The following is a 21,959-nucleotide window of genomic DNA, read 5'->3' as shown; positions in this document are numbered from 1 at the left end:
ATTCCCCTTAATCACGAATACCGGAAGCCGAGAGCGCCACCACTTTGCGAGCATGGTCGATAATCGGTCCATCGATCATCTTGCCGTTCAGCGATACCACGCCAAGACCGCGCGTTTCGGCTTCTTCCGCCGCGGCAATCACTTCCAGCGCGTGATCGACCTCTTTGCGCGTCGGGGCATAGACCTGATGCAGGAGTTCAATTTGTCGTGGGTTAACCAACGATTTGCCGTTAAAACCGAGGTTTTTGGCCAGATTCGCTTCCGCCAGGAAACCCTCTTCGTTGTTGATATCCGACCACACCACGTCATAGGCGGCGATGCCGGCAACGCGCGCCGCATGCAGTACGGCGCAGCGGGCATAGAACAGTTCAGTACCGTCGCCGCGGGAAGTGCCCATATCCATAACGTAATCGAAGGCCGCCAGCGCAATCGCCGCCAGACGCGGGCTGGCGCGGGCGATCTCCACCGCGTTCACCACCCCCAGCGCCGACTCAATAGCCGCCATCAGTTTGGTGCTGCCCACTTCCCGGCCGCATTCGCGCTCAATCCGCTCAACATGCGCTTCCAGCTCATGGATATCTTCTTTACTGTCGGTTTTCGGCAGACGCACCATATCCACGCCCGCGCGGACTACCGCTTCAAGGTCGGCAAGACCGAATGGCGTATTCAGCGGGTTAATACGCACCACGGTTTCGATATCCTGATACAGCGGATGCTGCAGCGCCTGATGCACCAACAGGCGAGCGGTATCTTTTTCGCGTAGCGAAACGGCATCTTCAAGGTCGAACATCACCGCATCGGCGCCGTACACGAATGAAGTGCTTAACATGGCGGCATTGGCGCCAGGGATGAACAGCATACTGCGACGTGGTTTCATAGCTGGCTCCATTGTAATTGGGACTGTTGCGCCGCCCGCAGCGCCGCGGCCTGTACGCGGGCACGCAGTACGCACTCCAGCGCGCCTTTATCATCGACCACCACGTTGGCCTGCTTCACGCCAAGCTGCGCCAGCGTTTCTCTGACCACCTGCTCAATCGCGGCGCCAAACTGCTGTTTCACAATGCTGTCGATTTCCAGCTGAATGCCCGGCTGCGCCGCCGGTCCAATCCTGACCATCACATCGCTGGATTCCAGCGTGCCGGCCAGGGCGTCAATCTTCATTTCCATAGGGGAAAATCCTTAGTTAGGGCATAAAAATCAGGCGGTTTGATGTTCGCTTTCCGCCAGTTGCATCAGAAAAGAGAGGGTTCCCGGCGGCACCAGTGCCGCGACCGCCTGCCAGTTGCGTTGCCGATAGAGTTCGCGCACTCGCGAGGCCGACACGGGTCCGCCATTTTTTTCGATTCGCGCCAGCTCAACCACTTCAATGGGCGGCGCGTCGCCTGGCGCTTCCAACAGTGACTTCATGCGCTGGTTGTAATTACGGGTCAGGGGACACAGCGGCTCGGTGCCGACAAAACGATGGGTTATCTGCAGCGCCGGGGCCAGACGTTCGCGGAAGAGCTGCAGGTCAATCTGGCTGTGGCAGTCATCGACCACACCCTGCTCTTTCAGGAAATAGCCGGGGAACGTCGCCCGCGAGATCAGATACGCCGAACCGGGGTGCAGCGTCACTTTGTCGATGCCGGTAATCCCCTGTTCGATCAGCGTGAAGCGATCGTGATAGGAAAAGCAGGATGCATCTTCCTTGACCACAAACAGATGCAGCCAGTCGCACTGCCGTGCCGCCTGTTCCACCAGCCAGCGGTGACCAAGGGTGAAGGGATTGGCGTTCATCACAATAGCGCCGATTTTTTTTCCCGGTTGACGGTACATTGCCAGCTGACGGCAGTAACGAGTCAGACGTTCGCGGCTGTTTTCCATCAATACGGCGCGGTCGCCCGCCTGGGCTATCGGCCAGAAGCCGGCGCCGGAGAACAGCGCGGCATTGCTCGGTTTAGTAAATAAGAACAGTTCGCTGCGCCCCAGTTCATAGGCCAGCGTCAGGAGTTCGGTCAGTAATTTAAGGCTCAGCCCCTCCCCCTGTAGCGAGGGATCGACGGCGATGCATTTCAGTACATTACCGGCAATGGCGCCGCAGCCGACCAGCCGCTGCCGATACTCCGCCACGATTGCCATCTCGCAATCGGCTTCTAACGACAACTGATGCTGATGAAGAAACCGATCGATCGCCTCTCGCCGCGGTTGATCCTTTAATAGCTGAACGCGTTTTAATATCAGAGTCATTTTTTAGCGCTTCGTTATTCTAAAACGAACTGTATTTCGCCAGCGTTCGACTATTGATACTTGTATTTAAGTCACAGTTTTCCCCGTGGCTTAATTAGCTTTATGGTTTTTATGTTGTTAATTAATTCAGAATAATAAAAATAATTAAATTAATAAAAAACACGAGTATTCAGTGAAGGCAATCACACCTTAGCACTAAGTCTATTTATTACTATGCGCCGGTATTACTACTCCATCAATAAACAGGAAAACGTTTATGACCAACATGAGTCAGGCTCCGGCGACGGAGAAAAAGGGCGTTAGCGACCTGCTGGGATTTAAAATCTTCGGCATGCCGCTCCCCCTTTACGCGTTTGCGTTAATTACGCTATTACTTTCACATTTTTATAACGCTTTACCCACCGACATCGTTGGCGGCTTTGCCATCATGTTTATTATCGGCGCCATATTCGGCGAAATAGGTAAACGCCTACCGATATTCAACAAATATATAGGTGGCGCCCCGGTAATGATTTTCCTGGTTGCCGCTTATTTCGTTTACGCCGGTATTTTCACGCAAAAAGAAATCGATGCTATCAGCAACGTTATGGATGAAAGTAACTTCCTTAACTTATTCATCGCGGTATTAATTACCGGGGCGATTCTGTCGGTAAACCGCCGTCTGCTGCTGAAATCGCTGCTCGGCTATATTCCAACTATCCTGATGGGCATTGTCGGCGCGTCGATTTTCGGCATCGCTATCGGTCTGGTGTTCGGCATTCCGGTAGATCGCATCATGATGCTGTACGTCCTGCCGATCATGGGCGGCGGCAACGGCGCGGGCGCGGTTCCGCTGTCGGAGATCTATCACTCCGTCACCGGTCGTTCTCGCGAAGAGTATTACTCAACCGCTATCGCTATTCTGACCATCGCTAACATCTTCGCCATCGTCTTTGCCGCCGTCCTCGATATCATCGGCAAAAAACACACCTGGATGAGCGGCGAAGGCGAACTGGTGCGTAAAGCCTCGTTCAAAGTCGAAGATGACGAGAAAGCGGGACAAATCACGCATCGTGAAACCGCCGTCGGTCTGGTGCTTGCCACGACCTGTTTCCTGCTGGCGTACGTCGTCGCGAAGAAAATCCTGCCAAGCATTGGCGGCGTTTCGATTCACTACTTCGCGTGGATGGTGCTGATCGTTGCAGCGCTGAACGCCTCCGGCCTGTGTTCACCGGAAATCAAAGCCGGCGCCAAGCGTCTGTCTGATTTCTTCTCTAAACAGCTGCTGTGGGTACTGATGGTCGGCGTCGGCGTTTGCTACACCGACCTGCAGGAAATCATCAACGCCATCACCTTCGCTAACGTCGTTATCGCCGCCATTATCGTTATCGGCGCAGTGATCGGCGCGGCGATCGGCGGCTGGATGATGGGCTTCTTCCCAATTGAATCAGCGATCACCGCTGGCCTGTGTATGGCTAACCGCGGCGGTTCCGGCGACCTGGAAGTTCTTTCTGCCTGTAACCGTATGAGCCTTATCTCTTATGCGCAAATCTCCTCCCGTTTGGGCGGCGGTATTGTGCTGGTCATCGCCAGCATCGTGTTCGGCATGATGATTTAACCCATACGCACGATGGCGCCGTTGAGCGGCCGAAGAAGTTGACCCAGTCAGGGACCAGCGCCGGGGGCGGCTGCGGGAAATCCACCCTGCTCCTTAGCCGGAAGCGTCGACAAGCTCGCCAACCAACGCGCCATCGTGCCCTTATTCGAGATTTTTTATGACTGATGCCGTTCTGTTAGGCGAAGGCTTCACCCTGATGTTCCTCGGCATGGGCTTCGTGCTGGCGTTCCTGCTGCTGCTCATTTTCGCCATCCGGGGAATGTCTCTCGCCGTTACCCGTCTGTTCCCTGAGCCGCCTGCCGCGCCCAAACCGGCGCCTGCGGCCGTCGCGCCCGCTGACGACTTCGCCCGTTTAAAGCCGGCGATTGTCGCCGCCATTCACCACCATCGCCGCCTTAATTCTTAATTCACGGAGGAATTCATGACCGTTGCCATTACCGATGTCGTCCTGCGCGACGCCCACCAGTCCCTGTTCGCCACCCGTCTGCATCTCGACGATATGCTGCCCGTTGCGGCTGCGCTCGACGACGTCGGCTACCGCTCGCTGGAATGCTGGGGCGGCGCCACCTTTGACGCCTGCATCCGCTTCCTCGGCGAGGACCCGTGGGTCCGCCTGCGCGAGCTGAAAAAGGCGATGCCGAAAACTCCGCTGCAGATGCTGCTGCGCGGCCAGAACCTGCTCGGCTACCGCCACTACGCCGATGATGTGGTGGAGCGCTTTGTGGAGCGCGCCGTCAAAAACGGCATGGACGTGTTCCGCGTCTTTGATGCCATGAACGACCCGCGCAACATGCAGGCCGCCCTGCAGGCGGTGCGCCGCCACGGCGCCCACGCCCAGGGCACCCTCAGCTACACCACCAGCCCGGCGCACACCCTGCAGACCTGGCTCGACCTCACCGAACAGCTGCTGGAGACCGGCGTCGACTCCATCGCCATCAAGGACATGTCCGGCATCCTCACCCCGCATGCCGCCTTTGAGCTGGTCAGCGAAATCAAAAAACGCTATGACGTCACCCTGCACCTGCACTGCCACGCCACCACCGGCATGGCGGAAATGGCGCTGCTGAAGGCCATTGAAGCCGGCGTCGACGGCGTTGATACCGCCATCTCCTCGATGAGCGCCACCTACGGCCACCCGGCTACCGAAGCGCTGGTGGCCACCCTCGCCGGCACGCCGTACGACACCGGCCTCGATATCCACAAGCTGGAGAGCATCGCCGCGTACTTCCGCGAGGTACGCAAAAAATACCACGCCTTCGAAGGCCAGCTGAAAGGCACCGACAGCCGCATCCTGGTCGCCCAGGTGCCGGGCGGGATGCTCACCAATCTTGAAGGCCAGCTGAAACAGCAGAGCGCCGCCCACCGTCTGGATGAAGTGCTGGCGGAAATCCCCCGCGTGCGCGAGGACCTCGGCTTCATCCCACTGGTGACCCCGACCTCGCAGATTGTCGGCACCCAGGCGGTGCTCAACGTGCTGGGCGGCGAGCGCTACAAAACCATTGCGAAGGAGACCGCCGGTATCCTCAAAGGCGAATACGGCCACACCCCGGCGCCGGTTAACGCCGCCCTGCAGGCGCGGGTGCTCGACGGCGCCGACGCCGTCACCTGCCGCCCGGCCGACCTGCTGAAGCCGGAGCTGGCGGAGCTTGAAGCCGACGTGAAACGCCAGGCGCAGGAGAAGGGCATCACGCTTGCCGATAACGCCATCGACGACGTGCTCACCGTGGCGCTGTTCCCGCAAATCGGCCTGAAGTTCCTCGAAAACCGCCACAACCCGGCGGCCTTTGAGCCCGTGCCGCAGGTGGAAGAGACAAAATCTGCCGCGCCGGCAAAAGCCGCCGCCTCCGGCGTCTACACCGTCGAAGTGGAAGGCAAAGCCTTCGTGGTCAAGGTCAGCGACGGCGGCGACGTCAGCCAGCTCAGCGCGGCTACTCCGGTAGCCAGCGCGCCCGCAGCCGCCCCGGCAGGCGCCGGCACCCCGGTGACCGCGCCGCTGGCGGGCACTATCTGGAAGGTGCTGGCCAGCGAAGGCCAGGCGGTGGCGGAGGGCGAGGTACTGCTGATTCTGGAAGCCATGAAGATGGAAACCGAAATCCGCGCCGCGCAGGCCGGTACCGTACGCGGTATCGCGGTGAAATCCGGCGATGCGGTGGCGGTCGGCGACACCCTGCTGCAGCTGGCGTAAGGACGAGGAGCGCAAATGGAAAGTCTGAACGCCCTGATTCAGGGCATGGGGCTGATGCACCTGGGAGCCGGCCAGGCGGCGATGCTGCTGGTCAGCCTGCTGCTGCTGTGGCTGGCGATTGCTAAAAAGTTCGAGCCGTTACTGCTGCTGCCGATTGGCTTTGGCGGCCTGCTCTCCAATATTCCGGAGGCCGGGCTGGCGCTGAGCGCGCTGGAAAACCTGCTGGCCCACCACGACCCGGTTCAGCTGGCGGTGATTGCCGCGAAGCTCAACTGCGCGCCGGATGTCCACGCCATCAAGGAGGCGCTGGCCCTGGCCCTGCCGTCGGTGCAGGGGCAGATGGAGACGCTGGCGGTGGACATGGGCTACTCCTCCGGGGTGCTGGCCATCTTCTATAAGGTGGCGATTGGCTCGGGTATCGCGCCGCTGGTGATCTTTATGGGCGTCGGGGCGATGACCGATTTCGGCCCGCTGCTGGCCAACCCGCGCACCCTGCTGCTGGGGGCGGCGGCGCAGTTCGGGATCTTCGCCACCGTGCTCGGGGCGCTGGCGCTGAACTACTTCGGCTTCATCCACTTCACCCTGCCGCAGGCGGCGGCCATCGGCATCATCGGCGGCGCCGACGGCCCGACGGCCATCTACCTGTCGAGCAAGCTGGCGCCGGAGCTACTGGGGGCCATCGCGGTGGCCGCCTACTCCTACATGGCGCTGGTGCCGCTGATCCAGCCGCCGATCATGAAGGCGCTGACCAGCGACAAAGAGCGGAAGATCCGCATGGTGCAGCTGCGTACGGTGAGCAAACGCGAGAAGATCCTCTTCCCGGCGGTGCTGTTGCTGCTGGTGGCGCTGCTGCTGCCGGACGCCGCGCCGCTGCTGGGGATGTTCTGCTTCGGCAACCTGATGCGCGAAAGCGGCGTGGTGGATCGTCTGAGCGACACGGTGCAGAACGCGCTGATCAACATCGTCACCATCTTCCTCGGGCTGTCGGTGGGGGCCAAACTGGTGGCGGACAAGTTCCTGCAGCCGCAGACGCTGGGGATCCTGCTGCTGGGGGTGATCGCCTTCTGCGTGGGCACCGCGGCCGGGGTGATCATGGCGAAGCTGATGAACGTGTTCAGTAAACACAAGATCAACCCGCTGATTGGCTCCGCCGGGGTGTCGGCGGTGCCGATGGCAGCAAGGGTGTCCAACAAGGTGGGTCTGGAAGCGGACGGGCAGAACTTCCTGCTGATGCACGCGATGGGCCCGAACGTGGCCGGGGTGATCGGCTCGGCGATCGCCGCCGGGGTGATGCTCAAGTACGTGCTGGCGATGTAAGCCGGTACCCTTCCCGGATGGCGGCTGGCGCCTTATCCGGACTACCGGTCCGCTCCGGTTTGTAGCCCCGGTAAGCGTAGCGCCACCGGGGAGAGGTTCCCGGATGGCGGCTGACGCCTTAGCCGGGCGACCGGTCCGCTCCGGTTTGTAGCCCCGGTAAGCGCAGCGCCACCGGGGAGAGGTTCCCGGATGGCGGCTGGCACCTTATCCGGGCTACCGGTCCGCTCCGGTTTGTAGCCCCGGTAAGCGCAGCGCCACCGGGGAGAGGTTCCCGGATGGCGGCTGGCACCTTATCCGGGCTACCAGTCCGCTCCGGTTTGTAGCACCGGTAAGCCAGCGCCACCGGGGAGAGGTTCCCGGATAGCGGCTGGCGCCTTATCCGGGCTACCGGTCCGCTCCGGTTTGTAGCCCCGGTAAGCGCAGCGCCACCGGGGAGAGGTTCCCGGATGGCGGCTGGCACCTTATCCGGGCTACCAGTCCGCTCCGGTTTGTAGCCCCGGTAAGCGCAGCGCCACCGGGGAGAGGTTCCCGGATAGCGGCTGGCGCCTTAGCCGGGCTGCCGGTCCGCTCCGGTTTGTAGCCCCGGTAAGCGCAGCGCCACCGGGGAGAGGTTCCCGGATGGCGGCTGGCGCCTTATCCGGGCGACCAAACCAACGCCCGACTCAATGTTTTTGATCGGGCGTTTTTCTGAAATTTTTGGTTCTGTGCGCCAACTGCAGGTACACCGACCGCCAAACGAGGAAACTAGCCATTTAATGTCTATCGGCCCTATGTACACCCGAAAAATAACCCACTGGTTTGCAAGGCGATCCTTTCAGAATCGTATCTTCCTGCTGATCTTATTTACCTCTACTGTCGTCATGCTGGGTATGTCCTGGTATCTGACAGACATAACCGAGGAACGTCTTCATTACCAGGTCGGGCAGCGGGCATTAATTCAGGCGATGCAGATTTCGGCGATGCCGGAGCTGGTGGAAGCGGTACAGAAACGCGATCTCGCCAGAATTAAAGAGCTTATCGACCCCATGCGTTCCTTCTCTGACGCTACCTATATCACCGTCGGCGACGCCAACGGGCAGCGCCTCTATCATGTGAATCCTGACGAAATCGGTAAATCGATGGAAGGCGGCGATAGCGATGAGGCGTTGTATAACGCCAAAAGCTATGTCTCGGTACGCAAAGGTTCGCTAGGTTCATCATTACGGGGTAAATCGCCGGTGCAGGACGCCACCGGCAAAGTCATCGGCATAGTGTCGGTCGGTTATACCATTGAACAGTTAGAAAACTGGCTCAGCCTGCAGATAAGCTCGCTACTGATCCCGATGGCGATTATCCTGCTATTGCTGCTGTACTGCGCTCGGCGCTTCTCGCTGCATATCAAAAAGCAGATGCTCAATATGGAGCCCCAGCAGCTATCGCAGTTGCTCATCCAGCAAAGCGTGCTATTTGAATCGGTGTTTGAAGGGCTCATCGCCATCGACTCAAATTATAAGATAACCGCTATTAATCAGACAGCCCGTCGTCTGCTTAATCTGAGCCAGCCGGAGCCCGTACTGATCGGTAAAAAAATCAGTAGCGTCATTGCGCAAGAGACCTTCTTCTACGATGCCCCGCATGAAAACAAAAAAGACGCCATTGTCACCTTTAATCAGATCAAAGTGATCGCCAGCCGAATGGCGGTGATCTTAAATAATGCGCCTCAGGGGTGGGTGATTAGTTTTCGCAGCAAAGATGACATCAACACCCTCAGTCTGCAGCTGAGCCAGGTACAGCAGTACGCCGATAACCTGCGCGCCGTGCAGCATGAACATCGTAATCTGATCTCAACCATCGCCGGGCTGCTGTTTCTCAAACGCTACGATCACGCGCTGGATCTGATTCAGCAACAGTCCGAAAGCCACCAGAAGGTGCTCGATTTTATTGCGCGTAATTTCCAGGATAACCACCTTGCCGGGCTACTGATCGGTAAATATTATCGGGCCAAGGAGCTCGGTCTTGAACTGGTATTCGATCCCGCCTGTTTCGTCGATATCCTTCCCACCGCGCTTTCTCCCAGCGAATGGATCTCGATCGTAGGGAATCTTCTCGACAACGCCTACAATGCCTCGTTACGCCAGCCGCTGGGATCGAAGCAGATCGAGTGTTTAATAAATAGCGACGGCCATGAACTGATCGTCGAGATCGCCGATCAGGGATGCGGCATTGACGAGACGCTACGCGACCGCATCTTCGAGCGCGGCGTCACCAGTAGCGCCAGCGCCGAGCACGGTATTGGGCTCTGGCTGGTGCGCAGTTACGTAGAACAAGCAGGCGGCACTATCGTCGTCGAAAATAACATTCCCTTTGGCACCATCTTTACCCTTTATATCCCCCTGACCCGAGATGAACATCATGGATAGCATTACTACTCTAATCGTTGAAGACGAACCTATGCTGGCGGAAATCCTGGTCGATACCATCAAACAGTTCCCCCAGTTCAACGTTATCGGCATCGCGGATAAACTGGAAAGCGCGAAAAAACTGATGCGTCTCTACCAGCCGCAGCTGATCCTGCTGGATAACTTTCTCCCTGACGGCAAGGGGTTGGATCTGATTCGCCACGCTGTCAGCACGAACTACAAAGGACGAATCATTTTTATTACCGCCGATAATCATATGGAGACCATCAGCGAGGCCCTACGTCTGGGGGTATTCGATTACCTGATTAAGCCCGTGCACTATCAACGTTTACAGCATACGCTCGAGCGTTTCGCCCGCTACCGCAGTTCCTTGCGTTCGAGTGAACAGGCCAGCCAGACCCACGTCGACGCCCTGTTTAATATCCAGGCTCGCGAGCACACTGAGCCTGCTGACGCGCCGCTGCGCGGGATCGATGAAAGCACCTTTCACCGCGTGCTTCAGCTATTCTCAGACCCGGAAGTGGTGCATACCGCCGACTCTCTGGCCCGCATCCTCGGCAGCAGTAAAACCACCGCCCGCCGCTATCTGGAACAAGGCGTTAAAAACGATTTTCTGGAAGCAGAGATCAGTTATGGCAAAGTCGGTAGGCCGGAGCGCATTTATCGCGGCAAACATCCCTACCCTGAGCACGCCTGAAATGCTTATTCGAGGGTGTAGCTGACGATCATCTGCCCTTTTTTCATTTTCAACTGGCTGATGACAATATTCCCCAGCATCGCCAGACTGGCAACATGGGTACCGCCACAGGGATAAGCCGGTAGTTCGCCGAATCCCACGCTGCGCAAACCGTTGTCGAAGATGACCTGGCGCGGTAAATCCTGCATCTGCCACGCTTTCACCTGCGCCAGCAGGGCGCTGGCTTCCGGTAACGCGGCGCCGGCGTCGGCAGCAAACGTAATCCTCCCCTCTCCCGGCCAGTGATGCGCCTTCACCGGCCGCCAGCCGAACTGCTCGCCGGCCAACCCCAGCAAATGACCGGCGGAGTGCAGACGGGCATGTAACTGTCGCACAGGCGCATCAATGCTCATCCCCACCTCGCCAAGCGGCAGCGGCTGGGCAACGATATGCAACACACTATCGCCGCGCGTCGTGACCGCCATTACGGGCTGCTCATCGATCCAGCCGCGATCGGAGGGCTGGCCGCCGCCCTGCGGATGGAACAACGTGCGGTCCAGTTCAATCGCATAACGGCCATCGGCTTCAGCGCTGCAGCTGATAATCTGCGCGCGCCCTTCGGTGGCGTCGCTGGCGTAATAAACACGTTCAGTCATGATTGTTCTCCTCTCTGTCAGCACAGTATATTGATAATCTTGGCCGCGATAATGGCCTCCACAACAAATGCACTTTTGCCTTGAGGGCACAAATGAATCTAAACCTTCTCCCCGACCTCGCCCTCTTCGTACAGATTGTCGAACAAGGCAGCTTTTCCGCCGTCGCCCGTCAGAGCGGGATTACGCCATCCGCCGTCAGTCGCAGCGTCTCGCGGCTGGAACAGGAGATGCGGTGCAAGCTGTTGCACCGAACCACCCGCAAGCTGCGGCTGAGCGATGCCGGGAAAGCGGTGTATGAACATGCGCTGGAAATGCTGGAAGCGGCGCGCCAGGCTATGGACTGCGCCGGAAGTACCCAGACGGTGGCGCAAGGTAAACTCACGCTGAGCGTACCGAAAGCCGTCGGGCGCTTTGTCATCCATCCGCTAATGATCGACTTTTTCAACCGTTATCCGCAGGTTGACGTCTGTTTACGCTTAGAAGATCGCGACCTCGACTTTATTGATGACGGCATCGATCTCGCGCTGCGTATTACCCATACCCCTTCCCCTGGACTACATGGCAAACCGCTGATGCCGATTGTTCATGTCATCTGCGCCACCAAGGAGTACTTACAGCGCCATGGAATGCCGCGGACTCCGCAGGATCTGCGTACGCATAGCTGTATCAGCCTTGGCGAAACGCCCGCCGACGCGCGGTGGAAATTTCGTCGCGAAGGCAAAAACGAAACGGTGCAGACGCATGGACGCTACGCCGCTAACCACACTGCCGTGCGTCTTGATGCGGTTAAACAGCATCTGGGTATCGGAAGCCTGCCGCTGTTTACCGCCCGCGAAGCGCTGGCAAAGGGTGAAATCGTGCAGGTGCTGGCGGAGTGGGAGTTTATCAGCAGCTACTCCGGCAATCTGTGGCTGTTATGGGCAGGCCATAAGCATATGCCCGCCAGAATGCGGGCAATGATTGATTTTCTTAGCGAGACGGTGCCGGCGTTGAACGCAGGCAGCACATTGCCAACAACCAGGTAAAATGCTGACAGCATTCAAACTGCCAGCAAGAGATGAGTAAAAATTAATTAAAGGCTACCTGCTGGTTGATCTTTATTATAATTAATAAGACTCCCGGCCTTAATAATATCTTGCTCTGCGCTGGTTAATTTCTCCATATAGAGGCTAATCCGCTGAATAGGTTTTTTAGCGCTAAGGATAAATGCGGCAATATCGCTCAGATCGCCCGCTAACGCAGATTTTATTGCCGGGATATAGATAAAATCACCGACCTCAAAATCAGGCGTCTCTTTCATCTGCAGCGGCAGCATTCCCCAGTTAATTACATTAGAACGATAACGCTTGGTCGCGAACTCCTGGCAAATATTTGCCAGCCCGCCAAGCACGCGCTGGCAGCTGGCGGCCTGCTCTCGCGCCGAACCATCACCGGGTTTAACCGCATAGATCATGCTACCTATCTCAGTCTGTGCCGCGGTAATATTTTCCTGACCCGGCAGCAGCCGTATCTGGGAAAATATATTTTCCAGCTGTGGATTTAAACGGCAAAGATCTTCACCCTTAACGCGTTGTTGCTCGATGGCGGCAATTTTTTTAGCCCGCTCCACATACTGCGGATCGCGGCGAGAGAGCGTAAATTCAGCCAGGCCTAACGGGTTTGAACGAAACGATGATGTTTCACCTGATGGTATCAGTTCGTCGGTAGTGGTCACCGGATCCATTATTTTTGAAGTAACGGCTAACAGAATGTTATCCGTTAAAGCATTCATTTCCGGCCAGTCTTTTATATTCGGTCCATAGATTAGCGGCTGCTGTGTAGCGCCTTTAACGAACCCCTGGTATACCCGGTTTTTATAGGGGGAAACATCAAATTCATATTCCGGCGCTTCGTGCCAACAATCGAGCTCCGCCGCCGAGGTTAACAATCCCCCGTTAGCGGCCGTCGCGGCAATTGAACGCGCATCCATCAATGCCACCGCCGACATTTGCCCATTTCCTGGCTTGGAACCCTCACGGTTGGGAAAGTTACGCGTCGTATGGCGGATGCTCAAGCCGTTATGCATCGGGGTATCGCCGGCGCCAAAGCAAGGGCCGCAGAATGCGGTACGAATAATGGCGCCCGCGCTCATTAAATCATTGATCATTCCCTGTTTCGTTAACGCCATCAGCACCGGTTGCGAGGAAGGGTAAACTGAAAGCGAGAAAATATTGTCGCCACAGGAATGATGCCGCAGGGCATTAGCCGCCTGCGCCACGTTGACATAGTTCCCCCCGGCGCAACCCGCAATGATTCCCTGCTGAACGCGTAATTTGCCATTCTCTATTTTGTCCAACAGAGACAGCTTCGCGCGCCCCAGCGATATTTTCTCAGATTCAATTTCAACTTCACGTAAAATGTCCGGCAAATTCTGATTAAGCGTATCAATTTCATAGACATTGGCTGGGTGAAACGGTAGCGCGATCATCGGCTTGATGGTGCTTAAATCGATCTCGATGCAACCATCGTAGTAAGCCATCTCTTGTGCTGACAGCGCACGATAATCTTTCTCTCTACCATGAAGCCGTAAAAAATGCCGCGTCTCTTCATCGGTCTGCCAGATAGAAGTCAGACAGGTGGTCTCAGTAGTCATGACGTCAATACTGTTTCTGTAGTCGGTCGACATACTGGCCACGCCGGGACCAACGAATTCCATCACTTTGTTCTTCACAAAACCGTTTTTGAATACCGCGCTAATTAATGCCAGCGCAATATCCTGAGGGCCAACGCCAGCGGCAGGTTTACCGGTTAGATAAACGGCGACAACTTCGGGGTAATCAATATCCCAGGTGCTTCCCAATAGTTGTTTAACTAGCTCACCGCCCCCTTCACCGACGGCCATCGTCCCCAGCGCGCCATAACGCGTATGGCTATCCGAGCCCAGTATCATTTGGCCGCCGCCGGCCATCATCTCCCGCATGTACTGGTGAATAACCGAAATATGCGGTGGTACATAAATGCCGCCATATTTCTGTGCTGATGTAAGACCAAAAATATGATCGTCGCTGTTAATGGTTCCGCCCACTGCACAAAGTGAATTGTGGCAATTGGTTAAAACATACGGCAAGGGAAAGCGCGTCATTCCAGAGGCCTTGGCCGTCTGGATGATGCCCACGAAGGTGATATCATGGGAGGTCATGGAATCATATTTAATTTTTAATTTCCGTTCATCGCCAGAAGTATTATGCGATGACAATATTGACCAGGCGATGGTTCCCTTCCGCGCAATCTCTTTGGCAACAGGAGTGGCGCATTCCTGTTCTGGGATAATCCCATGCTGATGGGATAAATATATCCCACGATCGTGTAATTTGATCATGACGTGTGTCCTTAAGATAGATTAAATAATTAGGCGATGCTTTTATCCGTATCGTTACGAATAAAAAGGAAAAAATATCGGCAGTAAAATAAAGCTCACCACCACAGATATAATAATCAGCGGTAATCCGACCCTGACATAATCCATAAACCGATATCCCCCGGCGGAAAAAATCATCATATTCGCCGGCGTCCCAACCGGAGTCGCATAAGCACATGAACAGCCAATGACTATAGCCATCAGCACCGCTCGCGGGTCAGCGCCCATTGAATGTGCAATAGACAAGCCAATGGGAATAAGTAAAGCCGCCGTTGCGGTATTCGACATAAAATTGGTTAATATGCAGGAAATTATTAAAACGGCACTTAATAATAAGAACGGTGAAGCCTGTTGACCAAGCAGATCGATAATTGAGCGGGCCATGATTGCACCCGCGCCGGTGGTTTCGAGCGCTTTTGCTAAAGCTAATGTGCCGCCAAAAAGAAAAATCGTCTGGGAGTCAATTGACTGGTAGGCCTGTTTTTCTGTGATCACTCGCGTAATAACCAAAAATAACGCGCCAATTGAACCGATAATCGCAATCGGCAAGCCAATAACATTCTCAAAAATCATCCCCAGTACGGTAAATACCAGCACTAAAACAGCAATCACCTGCTTATATTTAGGACAATCATTTTTGCTACTTTTTTCAGCTTTGTCTTTGAGATTGACAGATTGCGCTGGCAGCAGTTTATAACCGATGGTCAAAAAGTAGATGATTCCGCAAAGCAGCATGGGGATGCCCAGTTTGGCATACTCGAAAAAACCGAAGCGTTGCCCAACTTGTTCCAGCGCCGACTGGGCGATCAGATTACCCGGTGAACCAATAAGCGATAAGTTTCCGCCCAGCGCCGAAGCGAACGCTAATGGCATTAGCAAACGAGATTGCGCATAGCCCGACTTAATAGCGGCGCCGATGACTACAGGAATCAGTACCGCAGCCGTTCCCGTATTCGACAAAAAGCCGGAGAGGGCCCCGCACACCAACATAATAATAACGATAAGTTGCCGCTCCGAGCGGGCGTAGCGGGTCACTATTCCGCCAATTTTGTCCGTGACGCCAGTTTCAAATAAGGCGCCGCCGACCACAAACATGGCGACAAACAAAATGACGTTCTGGTTAATAAACCCCGCGAAAGCCGTTTTTACATCAAAAACGCCTGTTACGACTAAAGTAATACAGACGATCATAGCCGTAGCGGCTAAAGGAATTTTTTCCCAAACAAACATCACAATTGAAAATAACAACAGTGACAATGTAATTGCTACTGGTGACATAAATATATAACACCTCTTCAGTGTGTGGGTTCAATAATTAGTCTAAGCAGGTGATGCAGCGTTTTATAAATTTCAAGTTATAGTTAAATAACTTTCCAGTACATTAATAATTCCCACCACCAGACTCCTACGGTGATATGTAGGATAAAAGTCAACAGTGCTAATATGCCGCCAACAATCCACCAGGATTTAATATCATTATAACCAACCCCAAATATAACCGGGCCAGCCGCGCCACCATAATGGGTGACCATGCCGCCATAGGAATTACTAAACAGCAGAGCTAACGCAGTTAACATAACCGGCGCGCCGGAAACATTCGCCAGCATGGCAAAGACCGGAACCATCGCCACAATATAGGCGCTACCCGAGGCAAAGAAATAACGAACCAGTATACTCAGTGCGACGATGACAACGAAAGCCAGCGTGCTATGACTGCCAAATGAAATGTTATCCTTCAGTAACCCGGCCAACCACAAGAAAAAACCAACTTTAGAAAGCAAAGAACTTAAACCAATGATACCGCCGTACCAAATAAGGGTATTCCAGCCCCCTTTATTTTTTATAACATCATCCCAGCTGACGATTTTTAACACCAGCATCAACGCCATGACGCAAATCGCTACCGTTGATTCGTTGACGCCAAGCGATTTACTAAACACCCAACCTGCCAATGCCATGACAAACAGGCAGGAGAGCATCTTTTCGCGCAAGGTCATCGGTCCTAAAGACTCAAGACCTTCCTTTGCAATCGCTTTATTATCAACTTTTTTTAATTCAGGTGGATATAATTTATAGGTAATGAGCGGTGTCAGTAATAGCATAATAATGCCAGGTAATATTCCGGCTAATGCCCATCCGCCCCAGCTCAGTTTGATGTGACAAATATCTTCAATCATTTTGAGCGCCAGTATGTTCCCAGCCATGGCGGTAAAGAACATATAACTGGTCGTTTTGGTGACCATATAGACGTTAATCATCAAATAATGACCAACGCGTTTTGCCGTATGCTCCGGTTCCGAGCCTAACGCGACGGCCACGCTATTGATGATAGGTAAGACGATACCACCGGCGCGAGCCGTATTCGACGGTGTCGCGGGGGAAAGGATGAGATCAAGAAAGGCGGTAACATAACCTAAGCCGAGCGTGGTACTCCCTATCTTGCCGATAAGAATATAAGCAATTCGTTTACCTAAACCAGTAATAACAAAGGCGGCACTTAAGGTAAACGCTGAGAAAACCAGCCAGGTCGTCCCCGACGCATAGCCACTTAATACGCTCGATGATTTTATTACGCCATCACCTAAATTACCAATAACGACCATTGATGTGGCAACCGCCACTAACAATATTACTGGTTCTGAAAAGGGTTTAATCACCAAACCGACGATTGCTGCCAGATAAATTCCTGATAGCACCCATGCCAGTTTAGTCAGCCCAGCCGGGGCCGGGAATAAACTAATAAGCAATGGGATGGCTACAAGCACTAATAGCTTGCATACTGTTTTTTTATCCATTTTGATCCCTTACCTGAATGAATAATATAAGAGCAGTAATAAAATTATTCAGGGAGATAAACCATGCCAGAAAGAATCTTACGCGCGGTACGAATAACCGATGCGCGAATATTTTCAGGATTTCCGTTAGCGTTACTTAAGTTCACCTCAATTCTTCCGCTTGGGTGTTCAACGTTAATTAACCCTTCACCCGACATTCGCGTAAGCTCGTTAACCACGGTGTCGGCAATAACACACGAACTCGCCAGGCCGATAGCGCCCGTAATCGCTAGCGACTTATGGCAGCTGTGGGGCATGAAATAACGCACGCTCATTGTCCCGCCGTGTTGCGGTGGAGCAACCAGTACTGGTTTAGGGATAACCATGTTGGATACATCGCCAAACCCCATTGCCGCGCCGGCTTGTTGACGTATAGACTCAAGGCGCTGGAAAAATGCGCTGTCCTTATCTAATTCAGCGGCCGATTCATATCCGGTTTTACCCAAGCTATGCGCTGGAATAATGACCATTGGCATCGCCATATCGATACACGTGACGCGAATATCATCAAAAAAATCAACCCGGTTGCCGGTTGGAAAAAGCTGGCCAGATTTCGCCCCGGCGGCGTTTAAAAACGTCAGCGCAACAGGGGCAGCATGCCCGGGAACACCGTCAATATGGGTATCCCCGTCATAAACGACCTGGCCGTCCGGCGTTTGAATGTCAGCATCGACAAAGGTGTTGGTATTGACGTTTCGGATACGCACCCGTGTTACCGGGGAATTCGCCGCGATAAGCCCTTTTTCGATAGCAAATCCACCTACCGCGCACAGCATATTGCCGCAATTCGGCGTGGTATCAACCCGTCGTTCATTGACAATGACCTGCACAAATAAATAGTCAATGTCAGCTTGTGGGCTGGCCGAGCGACTGACAATCGCCACTTTACTGGTTTGCGGGCTACCGCCGCCAATACCATCAATTTCCAGTTCATGACCAGAACCCATGATGGTTAATAACGCTTCATCGCGTTTTTGAATATCTTCAGGTAGATCATCCGCTAAAAGGAAAGCCCCTTTTGATGTTCCTCCCCGCATGAGAACACACGGAATTTGTTTCATAACACCCTCCTTACAAATATATAAGAAAAAGAACAAATAAACGGGGCGTGAATTTAATGCACTTAATGCATTTAAAGTTTTTTATTTACTTTATTATTCATTTGCTCGCACAACCGTTTATCATCTGATTCTACTTGCAAGGCGGATAGTGATTGATAAAATATAAAAATAAGACTTATACCTACAAAGCATTAATAATAGCTATCGGCACAATAATAATTAACAAGGTCATTCTGCATATTAATATATTTATTTCAGATTACGGAGTAACAATGAATAATGAACTATCCGGAATGAAAGCCTTCGTCACTGTTGCCGAACTGGGGTCGTTTAGCAAAGCCGCTGAAGTGCTTAACCTGACGCAACCCGCACTAACTCGAAAAATACAGAAAATAGAAAGTAACCTTAATACCCCCCTGTTCGAGCGAACCACCCGAAAAATCATGCTCACCCAGGCAGGACAAATACTCCTTCCCAAGGCAAAGTCACTGATTGCCAGCCTCGATGCCGCCATTTTTAATCTCAGCAACCTGACTTCTAATGTGCATGATACGGTAACGCTTTCTTGTATCCCGACGGCGGTATTTTATTTTTTACCTCGCGCCATCGTTCAATTTAATCAGCGCTACCCGCACATCAAAGTTCGAATTTATGAACAAGGTATAGAAAATTGCATGGCTTCGGTGAGAAAAGGCGAAGTCGATTTTGGAATAAATATGAACTTCATCACACATCCCGATATCGAATTTAGCCCGCTGGTCAACGAACCCTTCGTCCTGGCTTGCCGACAGGATCATCCGCTGGCCGGTAAAAAATTAGTGGAATGGCGCGAGCTCGTCTCGCAGAGATTAATTGGCGTCAGACGCTCAAGCGGTAATCGGCAACTTATTGAAAGTTGCCTGCAGGATAAACCATGGAAATTGGATTGGTTTTACGAAGTCAGACATTTATCCACCTCTCTGGGGCTGGTCGAGGCGGGGCTTGGCATATCGGCTCTGCCCTGCCTGGCCATGCCGCATCACGCCAACAGCGCAGTCGTCAGCGTGCCGCTGGTTGAACCGGTCATCAGACGCACGCTTGGCATGATTCGCGTTAAAAACCGCCCGCTTTCCGCTGCGGCTGAACGCTTCGCTTCATTATTGCTACTCATGTGGACGGATGAAGCGAGCGAGTTATGGTGCAATGTGGTCGATTCACACCAGCAGCTATAACGGTCACGGCGCGAGAGCGAAAACTTCCGCCGCCCAACGTTGAAAACCCGCGACATCTAAATCCAGCGCGACCTGCGCGTTGGCCGGCTGTCCCAGACGTCCTTCAATATCCACCACGGTGGTGCCAGCCGTCCAGCTCCCCTGCGTCTCCACCGCCACAAAGCAGGGTTTGAGCGTAAATAGATCCGGGCGAACCAACCACGCGATAGCGCAGAGATCGTGCATTCTCAGGCCGCTACTCATGCTGCCGCTGCGATAGTGGCTAAATAGCGCATGAAGCATTTTACCGGTTTGATTGAGCGTCGGTAGGGTTGCCAGATAGTCCGCGCTCAGCATCGCCTTATTGGTGACATCCAGCCCGCACATCACAATGTCCAACCCACTCTGGAAGACTTTCGCGGCAGCTTCCGGATCGATGGCGATATTGAACTCGGCGTTGGGGGTGAAGTTACCGCGCCCGGCCGAGCCGCCCATCAGCACCAGTCGACGAATATTAAACAGGCACTCAGGATACTGCGTAATCAGTAGGGCAATATTGGTTAGCGGGCCAATGGCCACTAGGGTCACGGGTTCCGCTGCGTGCATCAGCGCATCGCGAATCGCCTGAAAAGCCGGTTTAGCCAGCGGCTGGCGGTTATGTTCGACGAAATCATAGCCCTCCATGCCGGATTCGCCATGCACCGAGGCGGCATCGCGCAGCGGACGCACCAGCGGCATCGATGCCCCTTGCGCCAGCGGGACATCTGCATTCCAGAAATGCAGTAACTGCAGCGCGTTGCGGGTCGTCTTCTCTACCGAGACATTGCCCGCGACCGTCGTCATTAGTTGCAGATCCAGCTGCGGCGAGAAGAGCGCGGCAGCAATCGCCGCCGCGTCGTCAATACCCGGATCGGTGTCGAGAATAATCGGTAAGCGCATGGTTTTCTCCCAAAAAAAATGCCAGACGTTAAGTCTGGCATCTTCTCATACTGCTGGGGGAAAGAACTTACTCTACTTCACGGACATCCACACGCAGCTCTTTCGGCACTTCGAAAACGATATTCTCTTCACGGCCTTCCAACGGCACCGCTTCGCCGCCGCCCAGCTCCTGCAGGCGGGCAATCACGTTCTGCACCAGGATATCCGGGGCCGACGCGCCCGCCGTTACGCCAACGCAGGCCGCAGACTTAACCCATTGTTCCTGGATATCGGTGGCATCGTCGATGAGATAGGCCGCTTTCCCCATCCGCTGCGCCAGTTCAGCCAGGCGATTGGAGTTAGAGGAGTTTTTCGAACCGACCACCAGCACCACGTCAGCCTGCTCCGCCAGCGCGCGTACGGCTTCCTGACGGTTGGTGGTGGCGTAGCAGATATCGTCTTTACGCGGGCCGACGATTTTCGGGAAGCGCTCGCGCAGCGCGTCGATAACGTCAGAAGTATCATCGACCGAGAGCGTGGTCTGGGTCATGAACGACAGTCGGGCATCGTTTTTCACTTCCAGCGTCAGCACGTCTTCCGGCGACTCCACCAGGTACATACCCCCTTCCGGGTTATTGTACTGGCCCATGGTGCCTTCAACTTCCGGGTGCCCGGCGTGGCCAATCAGAATCGACTCTTCGCCGCGGCGGCTGGCGCGGGCGACTTCCATATGGACTTTGGTCACCAGCGGACAGGTGGCGTCGAAAACCGTCAGGTCACGACTCTTCGCTTCGTTGCGTACCGCCTGCGAAACGCCGTGGGCGGAGAAAATCAGGATCGCGCCGTCCGGCACTTCGCTAATCTGTTCGATAAAAATCGCCCCACGCTGGCGCAGGCTATCGACGACGTAGCGGTTATGGACGACTTCGTGACGAACGTAGATTGGCGCGCCGTACAACGTCAGCGCGTTTTCTACAATGCTGATAGCGCGGTCAACGCCGGCGCAAAAACCGCGCGGGTTAGCCAACAGGATCTGCATCTTACCCCTCCAGCGCCGGATCGACTTCCAGCACTTCAATATCAAAATGAACGGTGCGCCCGGCCAGCGGATGGTTGAAGTCTACGGTGATGGAATCGCCGTTCACTTCGCGGATCACGCCGGGCATTTCGCTGCCATCCATTGCGGTAAAGAGCATAATTGCGCCAATTTCCGGCTCGCCGGCGTCGATAAACTCGCGGCGAGAGAAATACTGGATCAGGTCCGGCGTCGGTACCCCGAACGCGGCATCAGGTTCCAGCGAGAACGTGGTTTTATCGCCGGCTTTCAGCCCCAGCAGATGCTGCTCCAGCCCTTCGGAAAGCGAGGCATCGCCAAGACGAAACAGCGCCGGTTTACCGTTACCGCGCGTGGATTCGGCGGTGGAGCCGTCATCCAGTTTCAGCGTGAAGTGCACCAGCACCGCGCTGTTGCTCTGTACAGAGTTAGACATGCAGGTTTGCTCT

At 54.6% G+C, this 21,959-nt stretch carries 19 protein-coding genes; 8 read left to right on the top strand and 11 right to left on the bottom strand.

Going from position 1 to position 21,959, the window contains the following annotated elements; all coding sequences use genetic code 11:
* Positions 1–7: 7 nt before the first annotated feature.
* From citE to citC, 3 genes are read right to left on the bottom strand one after another with little or no spacing between them, the layout of a single operon-like run.
* Complete coding sequence (gene citE / locus ACSEMK_RS09690; protein WP_015368307.1) at positions 8–877, bottom strand: citrate (pro-3S)-lyase subunit beta; 870 nt, start codon at positions 875–877, stop codon at positions 8–10.
* Positions 874–1,167, bottom strand: coding sequence for a citrate lyase acyl carrier protein (gene citD, locus ACSEMK_RS09685; protein ID WP_012542888.1), 294 nt, complete (start codon positions 1,165–1,167; stop codon positions 874–876). The genes citE and citD overlap by 4 nt, the downstream gene beginning before the upstream one ends.
* 30 nt (positions 1,168–1,197) lie before the next feature.
* Complete coding sequence (citC, locus tag ACSEMK_RS09680; protein ID WP_213794620.1) at positions 1,198–2,226, bottom strand: [citrate (pro-3S)-lyase] ligase; 1,029 nt, start codon at positions 2,224–2,226, stop codon at positions 1,198–1,200.
* A 256-nt stretch (positions 2,227–2,482) separates the two neighbouring features.
* Here citC and citS point away from each other — a divergent pair, with 256 nt between their 5' ends.
* The 6 genes from citS (at position 2,483) to citB (ending at position 10,421) form a co-directional block, all read left to right on the top strand.
* Positions 2,483–3,823, top strand: coding sequence for a citrate/sodium symporter CitS (citS, locus tag ACSEMK_RS09675; protein WP_113374390.1), 1,341 nt, complete (start codon positions 2,483–2,485; stop codon positions 3,821–3,823).
* Between the two features lie 157 nt (positions 3,824–3,980).
* Positions 3,981–4,229: an oxaloacetate decarboxylase subunit gamma gene (locus ACSEMK_RS09670; RefSeq protein ID WP_015703617.1), complete on the top strand. Its 249-nt coding sequence runs from the start codon at positions 3,981–3,983 to the stop codon at positions 4,227–4,229.
* A gap of 15 nt (positions 4,230–4,244) precedes the next feature.
* Positions 4,245–6,008 carry a sodium-extruding oxaloacetate decarboxylase subunit alpha gene (gene oadA / locus ACSEMK_RS09665; RefSeq protein ID WP_435336416.1) on the top strand — a complete coding sequence of 588 codons (1,764 nt, stop codon included), beginning with the start codon at positions 4,245–4,247 and terminating at the stop codon, positions 6,006–6,008.
* Positions 6,009–6,023: 15 nt separating this feature from the next.
* Positions 6,024–7,325 (top strand): oxaloacetate decarboxylase subunit beta, encoded by a 1,302-nt coding sequence (locus tag ACSEMK_RS09660; protein WP_213318015.1) that lies wholly within the window; start codon positions 6,024–6,026, stop codon positions 7,323–7,325.
* 770 nt (positions 7,326–8,095) lie between these two features.
* Positions 8,096–9,724 (top strand): citrate sensor histidine kinase CitA, encoded by a 1,629-nt coding sequence (gene citA / locus ACSEMK_RS09655; RefSeq protein WP_087858279.1) that lies wholly within the window; start codon positions 8,096–8,098, stop codon positions 9,722–9,724.
* Positions 9,717–10,421: a citrate response regulator transcription factor CitB gene (citB, locus tag ACSEMK_RS09650; RefSeq protein ID WP_087858169.1), complete on the top strand. Its 705-nt coding sequence runs from the start codon at positions 9,717–9,719 to the stop codon at positions 10,419–10,421. The genes citA and citB overlap by 8 nt, the downstream gene beginning before the upstream one ends.
* A gap of 5 nt (positions 10,422–10,426) precedes the next feature.
* On the opposite strand, the gene ACSEMK_RS09645 is transcribed toward citB, so the two are convergent.
* Complete coding sequence (locus ACSEMK_RS09645) at positions 10,427–11,056, bottom strand: alanyl-tRNA editing protein (protein WP_271031574.1); 630 nt, start codon at positions 11,054–11,056, stop codon at positions 10,427–10,429.
* Between the two features lie 92 nt (positions 11,057–11,148).
* Between ACSEMK_RS09645 and ACSEMK_RS09640 the strand changes: the two genes are divergently transcribed.
* Positions 11,149–12,081 (top strand): LysR family transcriptional regulator, encoded by a 933-nt coding sequence (locus ACSEMK_RS09640; protein WP_087858171.1) that lies wholly within the window; start codon positions 11,149–11,151, stop codon positions 12,079–12,081.
* 47 nt (positions 12,082–12,128) lie between these two features.
* Here ACSEMK_RS09640 and ACSEMK_RS09635 read toward each other — a convergent pair whose 3' ends face one another.
* The 4 genes from ACSEMK_RS09635 to ACSEMK_RS09620 all read right to left on the bottom strand — a co-directional run bounded on the left by ACSEMK_RS09635 (position 12,129) and on the right by ACSEMK_RS09620 (position 18,348).
* Positions 12,129–14,414 (bottom strand): hydratase, encoded by a 2,286-nt coding sequence (locus tag ACSEMK_RS09635; protein WP_430914818.1) that lies wholly within the window; start codon positions 14,412–14,414, stop codon positions 12,129–12,131.
* A 54-nt stretch (positions 14,415–14,468) separates the two neighbouring features.
* Entirely contained in the window at positions 14,469–15,731 is a 1,263-nt protein-coding gene (locus ACSEMK_RS09630) for an SLC13 family permease (RefSeq protein ID WP_087858173.1), read from the bottom strand.
* A gap of 83 nt (positions 15,732–15,814) precedes the next feature.
* Positions 15,815–17,248, bottom strand: a complete 1,434-nt coding sequence (locus ACSEMK_RS09625) for an anion permease (RefSeq protein WP_113374572.1) — start codon at positions 17,246–17,248, stop codon at positions 15,815–15,817.
* Positions 17,249–17,292: 44 nt separating this feature from the next.
* The gene (locus ACSEMK_RS09620) at positions 17,293–18,348 is read right to left on the bottom strand and encodes a 4-oxalomesaconate tautomerase (RefSeq protein ID WP_087858175.1); all 1,056 of its coding nucleotides are present in this window, start codon (positions 18,346–18,348) and stop codon (positions 17,293–17,295) included.
* 272 nt (positions 18,349–18,620) lie between these two features.
* Here ACSEMK_RS09620 and ACSEMK_RS09615 point away from each other — a divergent pair, with 272 nt between their 5' ends.
* Positions 18,621–19,559, top strand: a complete 939-nt coding sequence (locus tag ACSEMK_RS09615) for a LysR family transcriptional regulator (protein ID WP_087858176.1) — start codon at positions 18,621–18,623, stop codon at positions 19,557–19,559.
* A 3-nt stretch (positions 19,560–19,562) separates the two neighbouring features.
* Here the strand turns inward: ACSEMK_RS09615 and rihC are convergent, their stop codons facing one another.
* The 3 genes from rihC to fkpB form a co-directional block, all read right to left on the bottom strand.
* Entirely contained in the window at positions 19,563–20,477 is a 915-nt protein-coding gene (gene rihC / locus ACSEMK_RS09610) for a ribonucleoside hydrolase RihC (protein WP_087858177.1), read from the bottom strand.
* A 67-nt stretch (positions 20,478–20,544) separates the two neighbouring features.
* Positions 20,545–21,495, bottom strand: coding sequence for a 4-hydroxy-3-methylbut-2-enyl diphosphate reductase (gene ispH, locus ACSEMK_RS09605; protein ID WP_015368325.1), 951 nt, complete (start codon positions 21,493–21,495; stop codon positions 20,545–20,547).
* A gap of 1 nt (position 21,496) precedes the next feature.
* Positions 21,497–21,946 (bottom strand): FKBP-type peptidyl-prolyl cis-trans isomerase, encoded by a 450-nt coding sequence (gene fkpB, locus ACSEMK_RS09600; RefSeq protein ID WP_047043962.1) that lies wholly within the window; start codon positions 21,944–21,946, stop codon positions 21,497–21,499.
* Positions 21,947–21,959: the final 13 nt, after the last annotated feature.

It is taken from the genome of Klebsiella sp. K-3 (genome assembly GCF_051207495.1).
GTDB lineage: Bacteria > Pseudomonadota > Gammaproteobacteria > Enterobacterales > Enterobacteriaceae > Klebsiella > Klebsiella aerogenes.
This window is presented reverse-complemented; position numbering and strand designations above follow the sequence as displayed.